Below are 12,402 nucleotides of genomic sequence, written 5' to 3'. Positions count from 1 at the left end.
TTCACTTGTCGTGCCCCAGTGGGGGCAGGGTCTTGAAGGCCTCCAAGTGATCCCGGTGGGCACCGAGGACGTCGGCGAGGAAGGCTCTGGCGATGACCAGCAGTTCGGACACCTTCGGGTGCGCGAGTTCGTAGATCACCGAGTTGCCGACGCGTTGTGCCGAGACCACGTGATGGCGCTTGAGTACCGCCAGATGCTGGGACAGCAGCGTGGGCTCGAGGTCGGTTTCGGCGAGGATCTCGCTGACCGAAGTCGGCCCGTTGTTGGCCGACAAGATCTCGAGGACACGGATGCGCGCCGGGTGGGCCAACGCCTTGAACAGGTTGGCCTTGATCTCGTAGAGCGGCAGCTCGGGGCTACCAGGGAGGCGATGTGGCATGGATCTCAGCAGTTGATGGATTGAATGAATTCGCAATCCACTATATCCGGGTCCGGTGCGCAGGAGCAAAACGGGCACACTGGAGTGATGGACCCCGTCACCGCCCTTCGGCAGATTGCCTATTACAAGGACCGTGCGCGCGAAGATCCGCGCCGGGTGATGGCCTACCGTAACGCCGCCGACATCGTCGAAGCGCTCTCCGACGCAGAACGCGATCGCCACGGCACCGCGAACAGTTGGCAATCGCTGCCGGGGATCGGCCCCAAGACCGCGAAGGTCATCGCGCAGGCATGGGCCGGGCGTGAGCCCGATGTGCTGGTCGAACTGCGTTCCAACGCAGAGGATCTCGGCGGTGGGGACATCCGGTCAGCGCTGCGGGGCGATCTGCACGTGCACTCGAACTGGTCGGACGGGTCGGCCCCGATCGAGGAGATGATGTCGGCGGCAAGGGATCTCGGGCATGAGTACTGCGCGCTGACCGATCACTCACCCCGGCTGAGGATCGCCAACGGCCTGTCGCCCGACCGGCTGCGTCAGCAGCTCGACGTCATCGACGAGTTGCACGAGACGGTCGCGCCGCTGCGGATCCTCACCGGCATCGAGGTCGACATCCTCGAGGACGGCTCCCTCGACCAAGAGGAAGAGCTGCTCGAACGGCTCGACATCGTGGTGGCCAGTGTGCACTCGAAGTTGGCGATGGACGCGCCGTCGATGACGCGCCGCATGCTCAAGGCCGTCGCCAACCCGCACACCGATGTACTGGGCCACTGCACCGGCCGGCTGGTCACCGGCGGACGGGGGATGCGGCCGGAATCGAAGTTCGACGCCGAGAAGGTGTTCACGGCCTGCCGCGATCACGGCACGGCTGTCGAGATCAATGCACGGCCCGAACGGCGCGACCCGCCGACCCGGTTGCTCAAGCTCGCGCTGGACATCGGTTGCCTGTTCTCGATCGACACCGATTCACATGCGCCCGGGCAATTGGAGTTCCTCGGATACGGCGCGCAGCGTGCGCTCGACGCCGACGTGCCGGTCGACCGCATCGTCAACACGTGGTCCGCCGATCGCCTGTTGGCGTGGGCCGGATCATGAAAATCGTTCGCGGTTAACCGACCCGAACGGGGTACAGGGTGTCTGTGAGACGAAAAATCGGTGAGACGGCCGCGGCGCTGGGCGCACGTGCGGCGGAGCTCGCGAGTGCCGCGGGTGAGACGGCCGGACGCATCGTGCGTCGCGTCAGTGGAGAGTCCGAGGACGGGGCCGCACGGGCCCCGGCGCCGCAGGAGGTGCCGGCCAAGAAGGTGCCGGCCAAGAAGGCATGCGCCAAGAAGGCTCCCGCCAAAAAGGCGCCGGCAAAGAAGGCGCCGACAAAGAAGGTGCCGGCCAAGAAGGCGCCGGCCAAGAAGGCGCCGGCCAAGAGGACGGTTCCGAAGATGCCCGCCAGCAAGGTGGTGGCCAAGGCTCCGGTCAAGAAGGCGACGCCCAAGAAATCCCCGGCCAAGAAGGTGCCTGCGAAAACGACTGTGCCGCCGATGAAGTCGGTGAAAACCGGAGCCGCCAATCCGCCGCCGGATCCGCGGCGAGCTTCCAAGAAGGCGCAGCCCGCCAAGGCGAAGAAGGCCCAGCCGCGTAAGGGCCGGCCCGGTTCAGTCGGGTAGCTGGGGCATCTCGAGACCGGGGTCGCGGCCCAGCTGGGCCCACACGTCAGTAGGGGAGACGCCGCGCGTCACCGCAGCATTGCCATAGCGCCGACGCACCTGGTCGACCGCTTCGTCGACCGCGGTCGTGTCGTGGCTATCTTCGAAGGGCAGCTCGAGTTGCTGCGCGCCGTCGCGATCGATGTTGGACACCGCGAACCCGATGAGGGTCAGACCGCGCCCGGCGATCAAGGGCGCCGCGGCGGCGACGAGCCCACGGGCGGCGTGCAGGATCACCTCCGTCGACGCCGTGGCGCGCGGCATCGTGTGCGAGCGGGTAGCGCGGCCGAAGTCGTCGAACCGCAGGCGCAGGACGACGGTGCGCCCGGTCCGGCCGGCCTTGCGCATCCGGCGGGTGATGCGGTCGATCAGGTTGACGACGACGGCGTCGACCTCCTGCGTCGACATCGTGTTGCCGCGGCGACCCAGCGCGCGCTGCGCACCGACCGAGCGGCGGCGCACGCCGGTGACCACCCGTCGCCGATCGATGTTGTGTGACAACGCGAACAGCCGGCTGCCCATCGCTCCGCCGACGAGGGAGCCCAGAGTGGACTCGCTCAGCTCGGCGACGTCGGCCACGGTTTCGATGCCGTAGAAGTGCAGCTTCTCCGCGGTCTTCGCCCCGACGCCCCAGAGCCTGCGCACGGGCAGCGGATGCAAGAACGCCAGCTCGCGATCGGGTGGGACCAGCAGCAGCCCGTCGGGTTTGGCTTCCTGGCTGGCGACCTTGGCCAGGAACTTGGTGCGGGCGATGCCGACGGTGATGGGCAGGCCGACCTCGTCGCGGACGCGCTCGCGCAACCGCGCGGCGATCTCGACCGGGGTTCCCGACACCCGCCACAGACCCGACACGTCGAGGAACGCCTCGTCGACCGAGAGTGGTTCGACCATGGGGGTGGTGTCACGGAAGACCTCGAAGACCGAGGCGCTGGCCTGTGAATATGCCGACATCCGCGGAGGGACGACGATCGCGTGGGTGCAGAGGCGGCGTGCCTCGCGCCCGCCCATGGCGGTTCGCACCCCGTAGGCCTTGGCTTCGTAGCTGGCGGCCAACACCACCCCGGCGCCGACGATCACCGGCTTACCGCGCAGCGCCGGGTCGTCACGCTGTTCGACCGAGGCGTAGAACGAGTCGAGGTCGGCGTGCAGGATGCTCGCCGAGCCGGCCCCGGGACCAGTGGACACGAACATATGTTCGCATCGAGGACCGACTAGTGGCGAGCCTTGCCGTAGATGCTCGTGACCCAGATGTGCGCGAGGGTGTCGACGAGCTGCGCCGGGTCGACGGCCGGCTGCTCGGACGCGAAGGCCGCGAGCATCGTGCGCTCGTTCATCAGGTTCAGCGACGTCGCAAGATCCCGTGCCGGGATGGTCTCGGGCGCCTCGCCGCGCGCGCGTTCGGTCTCGATCGACGCGGTGGTGTAGTCGATCCACTTCTGCATGAAGCTCGACCATCGCGTGCGCACGTCGGGGTTGGTGGGCCGGGCGGCCGCACCCGCGAGCGTGACGGCCCGGTGTGACCCGAAGGTGCGGAACAGCGCGTTGATAGCCCGCCAGACGCCGGCGGGATCCACCGCGGTGTCCAAGCCGCCCATCGCGTCGTCGGCGTTGCGGTCGGCCTCGTCTATCACCTGCTCGACGAGCGCGCGGAGCACCGCATCCTTCGACGGAAAGTAGAAGTAGAACGTCGGACGGGAGATACCAGCGCCCTTGGCCAGGTCGTCCACCGAGATGTCGGCCAGCGAGCGCTCCTCGAGAAGGGCCTCGAGAGTGGAGAGTATTGCCTGCTCACGGTCGTCGCCGGAGGGTCTGCCGGAACGGCGCCCCCGCGGTCCGCGGGACTGACTGACGGTGGTCACAACCCATGACTTTACACGGTGTCGACTTTCTCGACACACCGTTGACTAACTCGACAGAGCGTTGATACGCTCCGGTACCATGAGCGAACACCTCGACGTCGTCATCGTTGGAGCGGGGATCTCCGGCATCAGCGCCGCCTGGCACCTGCAGGACCGCTGCCCCGGTAAGAGCTACGCGATCCTGGAGCGCCGGGAGAATCTCGGTGGCACCTGGGACCTGTTCAAGTACCCCGGCATCCGGTCCGACTCGGACATGTTCACGCTGGGCTTCCGGTTCAAGCCGTGGACATCCGAGAAGGCGATCGCCGACGGGCCGTCGATCATGGCGTACCTGAAGGAAACGGTCGCCGAGTACGGCATCGACAAGAACATCCGGTACCGCCACCGAGTGCTGTCGGCGAACTGGTCGGACCAGGACAACCGCTGGACAGTGCGCGTCGACCGCGATGGCGAGGAGGCGGAGATCACCGCGTCCTACCTGTTCGCCGCGAGCGGTTACTACAACTACGACGAGGGTTACACCCCCGAGTTCGTCGGCCGCGACGACTTCGAGGGCACGATCATCCACCCGCAGCACTGGCCCGAGGACCTCGACTACACGGGCAAGAAGATCGTCGTGATCGGCAGCGGCGCCACCGCGGTCACGCTGATTCCGGCACTGGCCAATTCGGGAGCGGGCCACGTGACGATGCTGCAGCGCTCGCCGACCTACATCGGCGCGCTGCCCGACGTCGACCCGTTCGCCGTCCAGACCAAGAAGGCGTTGCCGGAGAAGATGGCATACGTGCTCAACCGCTGGAAGAGCATTCTGTTCCAGTCGGCGCAGTATCAGATCAGCAGGCGCTTTCCGAATTTCATGCGTAAGCAGCTGATGACGATGGCGCAGCGTCGGCTGCCGGAGGGCTACGACGTGCAAAAGCACTTCGGTCCGCGGTACAACCCGTGGGACGAGCGACTCTGCTTGGCGCCCAACGGGGATCTGTTCAAGACCATCCGCCACGGCAAGGCCGATGTCGTCACCGACACCATCGAGCGTTTCACCAAGACGGGTATCAAGCTCGCTTCCGGTGAGGAGCTCACCGCCGACATCATCATCACCGCAACGGGTTTGAACCTGCAGCTGTTCGGTGGCGCGGCGATCATGCGCAACGGCGAGCCGATCGAGCTGAACGAGACCATGGCCTACAAGGGCATGATGCTGACCCACATGCCGAACATGGCGTTCACGATCGGATACACCAACGCCTCCTGGACGCTGAAGGCCGACCTGGTCTCGGAGTACTTCTGCCGGGTGCTGAACTACATGGACGCCAAGGGATTCGACCGCTTCGAGCCGAAGCATCCCGGTAACACCGTCGACGAGCGTCCGCTGATGGATTTCACGCCCGGATACGTCCTGCGCGCACTGGACTACCTGCCGAAGGCCGGACACGTCACCCCGTGGCGGCTCAAGCAGAACTACCTGCTCGATCTGCGGTTGATCCGTCGTGGCAGGGTCGACGACGAGGCGCTGGAGTTCAGCAAACACGAAGCGTCGGTGAAGGCTTCGGCCTAGTTCTCCGCCGAGCAGACGCGAACCTGCCCATTTCTCGCCGAAATGAGGCAGGTTCGCGTCTGTTCGCGGTTGTGGGAGTGGCCGGTTCAGGGCTCGACGACCACGATGCCGTCGTCGTCGCTGTAGGCGATGTGACCGGGCTCGAACACGACACCGCCGAACTCGACTGCGATATCGCGTTTGCCCGCACCGGTTTTCGTGCTCTTCCGCGGATTGGTGCCCAGCGCCTTGATGCCGATGTCGAGGGTGCGCAGTGTCGCGGAGTCGCGGACGGCGGCGTTGATGATCAAACCGGCCCAGCCGTTGTCGACGCCGAGGCCCGCGATGACGTCACCGACCAACGCCGAATGCAGCGACCCCTCGCCGTCGATGACGAGCACCGCGCCGTCACCGGGTTCGGACAACACGGACTTCAGCAAGGCGTTGTCCTGGAAGCACTTCACCGTGACGATGGGCCCGGCGAACTCGGCGCGCCCGCCGAACTGGCGTAATTGCAGATCGCAGCTGCGCACGTCGGGTCCGATGTCGTCGACCAGGTCGGCGGTGGGGCGGGGTTCGATGCTCACCGGTCGATGCTAAGGGAGTGTGCCCTGTCCGGTGCTGGCGAGGGCCAGAGAGATCACTTCATCGACGCTCATCGCTGCACCTGCCTTGCGGAGTTCGTGACGCTTCTCGTCGCCAAGCGACTTGGCCACAAGATCACCCGCTTCGCGCAGCGCGGCGAGCACGTAGTTGACGTCGGACTCGCTCGCCCCGCGATCAGACGGGTCAACGCCGTCGAACGAACTCGCGCGATGGAAGAGCGCGTACGCCGCGCCACGAAGCAGGCCTGCCGTCTCGGGTCGTTCTTCGGCGAGGGCTCGGGCGCACAGGGCAAGCGTAGGAGCGGATTGCATCGGTGAGTCGACCCAGCGCCACAGGTGCAACGACCGACCGGCGAGGGAGAGGGTGAGCTCCCAGTCCCGGAGTCGACCGGCCACCATGGCCGCCGTCATGACCGCCGTCGACATCTCTTCGCCCGGCGTGACGCTGAACTCGAGGCTTTCCCCTAATACGGCTCGGGCTCGTGCCGGGTCGATATCGACCAAGGCCAGCGCCAGGGCGTTGAGGCTCACGGCGATCGCCGAGGGCATATTGGAGCGGCGTGCCAGCGTCACGGCTTCCTCGGCGTCGGCTATCGCGTCTTCGACAGAACCGCCCCCGAGCAGCCTGCTGCTGACGCTGTAGGCGAGAAACATCGCGGCAAGCCCGGACGAGCCGTCGTCGGTTGCAAGCTTCGCGGCGCGGGCGTAGGACGCGGCTGCGTCGGCGTAGTCGCCGACCCACAGCGCGGCTGCCGCTTTGAGCGCCGAGACTCCCACTTCAGGGCGCGGACCGGGCAGCGGTGACAGCAGACGTCGCTCGGCCTCCAGCGCTTGCCGGGACAGATCGCCGGAGCGAGTGTGCTCTCCCCTGTGAAAGCACTGGTGTGCGGCCACCATCAAGACTCGGCAGTAGCCGGGCTCCTCTGCGGCACCTGGTAACTCGAGTACGCGTGATGCTTCGAGTGTGAACAGTTCACCGACGTGACTCACGTCCTGACTCTGGCCGTCGGGGTGGTCCGCCACCAGTTGCACGGCCAGGGTCGCGTCACCGCGGTCGATGGCTGTTGCAAGTGCAGCCTTGATGTTGTCTCGTTCAAGGTTGAGCCTTCTGGCCCATTCGAGTTGTTCAGGCCCGTAGAAATTCGCCGCTGCCTCGGCGCACAGCGCGGCGTAGAACTGCGCATGTCGAACGGAAAGCGACTCGAACTCGCCCCATTCGGTAAGGCGCTGCTCCGCGTACTGGCGAATCGTCTCGAGCAGTCGGTATCTGTTTCCGGGCCGGCCGTCTTCGACGAACACGAGGGAACGGGCGACGAGGCCAGTGATGAGATCCACTACCTCCTCACGCCGTACAGCGTCTCCGCTGCACACCCCCTCGGCGGCGTCGAGCGTGCACCCGCCGGAGAAGACCGCCATGCGTACTAGGAGTCTCTGTTCGGGCGCGCGGAGCAAGTCGTATGACCACTCGATGGCGGCGCGCAGGGTTGCATGACGTTCAACGGCACCGCGCCGGCCGCCGGCCAACTCGAGGAAACGCCGATCGAGCCGACGGGCGATTTCGGCAGGAGTCAGCGCGATCACGCGGCTTGCGGCCAGCTCGATGGCCAGCGGGACACCGTCGAGACGTCGGCAAATCTCCACTACCGCTGGGGCATTCGATGCAGTGAGTGAGAAGTCGGCTCTCACGTGGGCAGCTCGTTCCACGAATAGTGCCACGGCATCGGTTTGGATGAGGCGCTCGATGTCGTCACCGCGTTCGCCTACCGGAAGCGGGGGCAATGCGATCAGCTGTTCACCGTCGATCGCGATTCCCTCACGGCTCGTGGCGAGTACGACGACGCCGGGGCACTCTCGGGCGATGCGGGTCACCAGGCCGGCGACCGCAGACAACAGGTGCTCACAGTTGTCGAGCAAAAGCAACAACTGCTTTTGGGCGAGCATTTCGATCAACGAGTCTTCGAGACGCGATCCGCTGCGGTTGGTCATGCGGAAGGCCGCGGCGACGGCCTCTGCCACGGCAGAGGGATCGCGCACCGGGGCGAGGTCGACGAACCAGGCTCCTTCCCGGTAGCGGGGCAGTACGTCGGCGGCAACCTGAAGTGCGAGCCGTGTCTTACCGACACCTCCGACTCCAGTGATTGTCACGATTCCCGAAGTTTCCAGTGCTGCTGCCACTTTCGCTGCTTCGGCGGTGCGCCCGATGAACGAGCTGACCTGTACGGGGAGGTATCCGGGGAAGGCGTCCAAGCTGCGTAACGGTGGGAATTGCTCGCGTTGTCCGCCCCAGACCAGCTCGAAAATCCGCATGGGACTGCCGAGGTCGCGTAGCCGGTGCTCACCGTGGTCGACAAGCTCCATCTCCACGTTAAGGACGTCGCGGACGAGATATTCGGTGGCAGCCGACATCAGCACCTGCCCGCCATGGGCGGCGGCCATGAGGCGTGCGCAGCGGTTGATCGGGCGACTGGCGTAGCTCTCGTTGACCACGACGGTGTCGTCGGTGTGCAGTCCTGCCCGCGCCCGCAAAGGCCGGGCGGTAGGCCAGGATTGGTCCGCAAGCGCGCTTTCAAAGGCCGCTGCCGCGCGCACGGCATCCACGGCCGTCGCGAACGCGGCCGCCATCCCGTCGCCCATCCGGGAGAACACGAAGCCGTTGTGCTCGGCGACCGTCTTCTCCAACAGCTCGTCGTGACGAACCATGGCGGCCTTCATCGCCTCGGGGTCCTGCTCCCACATTCGGGTTGACCCTTCGAGGTCGGTCATCAGGAACGTCACCGTGCCCGACGGCGGTTGCCCAGTCATGCTCCCAACCCCGTTGATGGCGGATAGGCGAAGCGTAACTTTCGGGAAGGCCGTGCGGGCGGAGTTGATCAGCGATCGGAGTTGGCCACGATGATGTCGTGCACGAACTGCGCGAGCCCGGGCGCGGCGTCGTCGTAGTAGCGCCGGAACCGCTCGTCGGCCAGGTACATCTCGGCCAGGCACACGTGCATCTCGTGGTCGCAGTCGTAGAACCGCTCGATGTTCGCGCGATGCCACGCGGCCAGCTCGTTCGCGCGCCGCGTTCCGGGTGCGACGCCATTCCTGTGGGCCTGCGCCAGCGCCTCCAACAGCGCGTCGTTGTCGGCCTTGAACTCGATCCAGTCCTGCTTGGTCATCCGCGCCGTTCGCTGCTGCGATTGATTCCACGCATCGGTGCCGCCCCACCGCTCTTCGGATTCCGCGGCGTGCTCGTGGAACACCGCGCTGCCGAAGATCTCCACCTGTTCCTCGGCGGTCAGTTGAATTCCGTTGCGGTGTCCGCTCATCAGTTCCTCCACTGCTTTGATCATTTGCTGCAGCCGGTCCGATCGGTTCAGCAGGAGTTGGTGCTGACGCCGTAGGTGCTCGAGCGCGTCGGCCTCGCCGTCCAGCAGGACGCGGATCTCCTCGAGGGGCATGTCGACCGCCCGGTAGACGAGCACCAGATGCAGCCGTTCGATATCGGCATCGGTGTAGCCGCGATAGCCCGCCGGTGTGCGCACACTCGGCACGACCAGACCGATGTGGTCGTAGTGGTGCAGGGTGCGAACCGAGACACCCGTGAGCGCGGCTACCGCGCCGACGGTCATGGCGTCCATATCGCCACTATCGACCCTGACGCCGCGTCAGGGTCAAGCGATCGATCAGTCCTCGTCGCCGCCGCGGCGGATCAGCAGCACGACGATGATCGCCAGCACACCCGCCGCGACCGCCACCGCCACCGGCAGCCGCGATGGCTCCGGACCGATCAACGGCGCCGGTTCCGGCCCTGACACCGCGTTGGGCGCGCTGGCGACCGTCGACTTGGCTTGTGCAGCGGCTTCTTTCGCCGCCGACTCGAGGCTGTTGTCCTTGGCGGCCGATTCCGTCGGGGGCGCCGTCTTCGGCGGAGCCTTCTTAGCCGGCTCCTTCCTGGCGGCGGGCGCCTTCTTGGCGGGCGTCTTCTTGGCCGGTGCGGCCTTCTTCGCCGCCTTCTTGGCCGGGGTCTTCTTGGCCGCCTTCTTCGCGGGAGTCTTCTTGGCGGGAGTCTTCTTCGCGGGCGCCGGGGGGATCAACGGATCCGGCGAGGTGCTCGCCGACTCCGCGGCAGCGGGCTGCGGGGTCGACTCATCCGCCGGTGGTGAGCCCTGCGGATGTTCGTCGGGTCGGCCCTGCTGGTCTGCCATCGGGCTGCTCCTTTGCAGTGTCTCGGCGCCAGGCCGGCCGAGCGGGCGACCGGCAGTCGAACGGTCCCATCATGCCAGGTCGGATATGGCGCTAACCCGCGACGGCCAGACCGGCCGCCAGCACCAGCGCGACGATCATCAGCGCGGTCTCGACCCGCGCCCTGGTGCGCGACGCCACCGCCGTCACACGGTGCGACCGTGCGGCGGGCACCCACATCGTGCGGTTTCGCCAGCCGAGGACGACGAGAGCGACCGTCGCCGCGATCTTGGCCGACAGCAGCCGTCCGTAGCCGGTGGTGTACAGCTCGGCCGGTGCGCCCAACCGGATCGCGGCACCCGCCGCCCCGCCGGCAAGCAGAACCAGCACGCAGACCAGCGACAACTGCGAGAAACGCGGCAGCATCCTGGCCCACTGACCCCGATGGTCGACGGTGAGCACCAGCGCGGCCAGCGCTCCACACCAGAGCGCCGCGGCCAGGGTGTGCACGGTGACCGCGGCACCGCCCAGCGCACTGTCCGCGAAGTGCCCCGTCAGTTGGCGTGCGGCCACCCCGACCGCCACGGCGCCGATCATCACGACGTTCCTCGACCAGGTCCGCGGCGCGGCGAGCGCGGCGACGCCGACGGCGGCCGCAACCACAAGCGAGAGCATGCCCGACCGCCCGGCAGCGGTCGCGGTCGCAAAATTCAGCGTGGTCTGCACGCCGAGCCGTAGCACCGGCAGCCCCGCGGCCTGTGCGGCCTCGACGAGCAACCGGGCCAGCTCGGCCAGCAGCCACACCGCCGAGGTGACCGCGAGCGGTCGCGACGAGCGGACCAGCAGCTCACCGCGACGACGCTCACCGTCGAGCATCGGCACCACGGCCAGGCCCAGCGCCACGACGCCTGCGCCGTCGGCCAGTGCTCGCACGGCGATCACGGCCAACGACCCCTGCGGATGGGCCAAGGCCCACGCCAGGACCGCTGCGGCGGCCGCCAGCAGGACCCCGGCGGCCACCGTGCGTGCGCGCGTCACTGGCGCCGCCGCACCGCCCACACCGCGCCGGCACCGATGATGACGACGGCGCCCACGAAGAACGGCCACACGGGGACCCCGTCGTCGGCCGAGGTGTCAGCCGGGGCGGCCGCGGGAGGTCCCGGCGTCCCGGTCCCCTGCACACTCAGCTCGAACGACCACGACCCGTTGACCACGTGCCCGTCGGCCGAGGTGGCCCGGTAGTTCACGGTGTATCGCCCGGACGGCCCGAGCGGTCGCACGCCGACACGCAGGACGGCGCCCTGGACCTCCGGTTCACCGGTCGACCACAGGTTGCCGTCGGGGCCGACGACGGTCATCGCGGCGAACTGCGTCTGCATCGCTTCGCTGAACGTCGCCGACACCGACGTCGGCGTCTCCGTCAGTCGGGCGTTTTCGGCCGGGTCCGCGGCGATGCGGGTCGCGTGCGCGGACGCGGTGCCCGCACCGGCCAGCGCCCCTGCGGCCACCCAGGCGATCACGAGCACACCGACGGCAAACCTCCTCATGCCCGCCGCCTCGAAAGAAGCGCCACAGCGAGCGCGATGGCGGCCACGCCCAGCGCCCCGCCGGCGAGCCACCGCGTTCCGGTGTCGGTTGTCGGCGGCGTACCCGTGCTGGTCAACTCCAGCGCCGGCGCTGGGTGCTCGGGTTCGGTGCCGTCGGCTGTCGCGGGCTGGCTCCAGTGCACGACGGTGCCGTCGTCGTAGGTCTGGGTGGCGGGGAAGCTCACCGAGTCGTCGTCGGGAAGCTTGACCGAGGCGCGGAACAACGCGAACTGGTCGGGCGAGATGCCGGTTCCCGGCGCCGCCGTCCAGGTGATTGAGCGGACGGTGCCCGCTGCGGTGTCACGGTCCAGCCGGGCGGTCCACCCCGACATGACCTCTGTCCGCACCGACGTCAGGTTCGGCAGCTCCACGGTCAATTCCGTTGTGAGGGCACCGGTATCGGATTCACCGGGGACCCGAAACGTGAGCATCGCGTAATCGCCGCGGTCCGCGTGGTCCGCATCCACGCGGACGTGGGCCGAGGCGGTGCCGGCGAGCGCGATCGTCGACGCTGCTGCGGCGACGGTGATGAGGGCGCGCAGGGGCGCCCTGGTGATGGTTCTCATCGAATGGGCTTT

The 12,402-nt window shown here is 67.4% G+C and carries 12 protein-coding genes and 1 pseudogene; 3 read left to right on the top strand and 10 right to left on the bottom strand.

Annotation, left to right across the window (positions count from 1 at the left end; genetic code table 11):
• Position 1: 1 nt before the first annotated feature.
• Positions 2-379, bottom strand: coding sequence for an ArsR/SmtB family transcription factor (locus A5698_RS27205; protein WP_068303495.1), 378 nt, complete (start codon positions 377-379; stop codon positions 2-4).
• 87 nt (positions 380-466) lie between these two features.
• Here A5698_RS27205 and A5698_RS27200 point away from each other — a divergent pair, with 87 nt between their 5' ends.
• Both A5698_RS27200 and A5698_RS30080 read left to right on the top strand, forming a co-directional pair.
• Entirely contained in the window at positions 467-1,471 is a 1,005-nt protein-coding gene (locus A5698_RS27200; RefSeq protein WP_068303491.1) for a PHP domain-containing protein, read from the top strand.
• Positions 1,472-1,665: 194 nt separating this feature from the next.
• A pseudogene (locus tag A5698_RS30080) lies at positions 1,666-1,797 on the top strand (hypothetical protein); the annotation flags it as partial.
• Between the two features lie 228 nt (positions 1,798-2,025).
• On the opposite strand, the gene dinB reads toward A5698_RS30080, so the two are convergent.
• Both dinB and A5698_RS27185 read right to left on the bottom strand, forming a co-directional pair.
• Positions 2,026-3,267 carry a DNA polymerase IV gene (gene dinB, locus A5698_RS27190; RefSeq protein WP_068303485.1) on the bottom strand — a complete coding sequence of 414 codons (1,242 nt, stop codon included), beginning with the start codon at positions 3,265-3,267 and terminating at the stop codon, positions 2,026-2,028.
• A 20-nt stretch (positions 3,268-3,287) separates the two neighbouring features.
• Positions 3,288-3,935, bottom strand: a complete 648-nt coding sequence (locus A5698_RS27185; protein ID WP_067080153.1) for a TetR/AcrR family transcriptional regulator — start codon at positions 3,933-3,935, stop codon at positions 3,288-3,290.
• A gap of 79 nt (positions 3,936-4,014) precedes the next feature.
• Between A5698_RS27185 and A5698_RS27180 the strand changes: the two genes are divergently transcribed.
• Positions 4,015-5,490, top strand: coding sequence for a flavin-containing monooxygenase (locus A5698_RS27180; RefSeq protein ID WP_068303482.1), 1,476 nt, complete (start codon positions 4,015-4,017; stop codon positions 5,488-5,490).
• An 86-nt stretch (positions 5,491-5,576) separates the two neighbouring features.
• Here the strand turns inward: A5698_RS27180 and rraA are convergent, their stop codons facing one another.
• The 7 genes from rraA to A5698_RS27145 all read right to left on the bottom strand — a co-directional run bounded on the left by rraA (position 5,577) and on the right by A5698_RS27145 (position 12,390).
• The gene (gene rraA, locus A5698_RS27175; RefSeq protein WP_068303479.1) at positions 5,577-6,056 is read right to left on the bottom strand and encodes a ribonuclease E activity regulator RraA; all 480 of its coding nucleotides are present in this window, start codon (positions 6,054-6,056) and stop codon (positions 5,577-5,579) included.
• Between the two features lie 9 nt (positions 6,057-6,065).
• A complete protein-coding gene (locus A5698_RS27170; protein WP_068303477.1) occupies positions 6,066-8,876 on the bottom strand; it encodes a winged helix-turn-helix domain-containing protein in 2,811 nt (936 codons plus the stop codon).
• A gap of 68 nt (positions 8,877-8,944) precedes the next feature.
• The gene (locus A5698_RS27165) at positions 8,945-9,694 is read right to left on the bottom strand and encodes a MerR family transcriptional regulator (protein WP_068303471.1); all 750 of its coding nucleotides are present in this window, start codon (positions 9,692-9,694) and stop codon (positions 8,945-8,947) included.
• A gap of 45 nt (positions 9,695-9,739) precedes the next feature.
• The gene (locus tag A5698_RS27160) at positions 9,740-10,261 is read right to left on the bottom strand and encodes a hypothetical protein (protein WP_068303467.1); all 522 of its coding nucleotides are present in this window, start codon (positions 10,259-10,261) and stop codon (positions 9,740-9,742) included.
• A gap of 91 nt (positions 10,262-10,352) precedes the next feature.
• Positions 10,353-11,276, bottom strand: a complete 924-nt coding sequence (locus A5698_RS27155; RefSeq protein WP_068303533.1) for a CopD family protein — start codon at positions 11,274-11,276, stop codon at positions 10,353-10,355.
• On the bottom strand, positions 11,273-11,785 hold the full coding sequence (locus A5698_RS27150) for a copper resistance CopC family protein (RefSeq protein WP_068303466.1): 513 nt from the start codon (positions 11,783-11,785) through the stop codon (positions 11,273-11,275). The genes A5698_RS27155 and A5698_RS27150 overlap by 4 nt, the downstream gene beginning before the upstream one ends.
• A complete protein-coding gene (locus A5698_RS27145; protein WP_068303463.1) occupies positions 11,782-12,390 on the bottom strand; it encodes a YcnI family copper-binding membrane protein in 609 nt (202 codons plus the stop codon). Before A5698_RS27145 ends, A5698_RS27150 begins: the two co-directional genes overlap by 4 nt.
• Between the last annotated feature and the right edge of the window lie 12 nt (positions 12,391-12,402).

The organism is Mycobacterium sp. E136 (assembly GCF_001666865.1).
GTDB lineage: Bacteria > Actinomycetota > Actinomycetes > Mycobacteriales > Mycobacteriaceae > Mycobacterium.
Note: the sequence above shows the minus strand (reverse complement) of the source record. Positions and strands in the feature narration are given on the sequence as shown.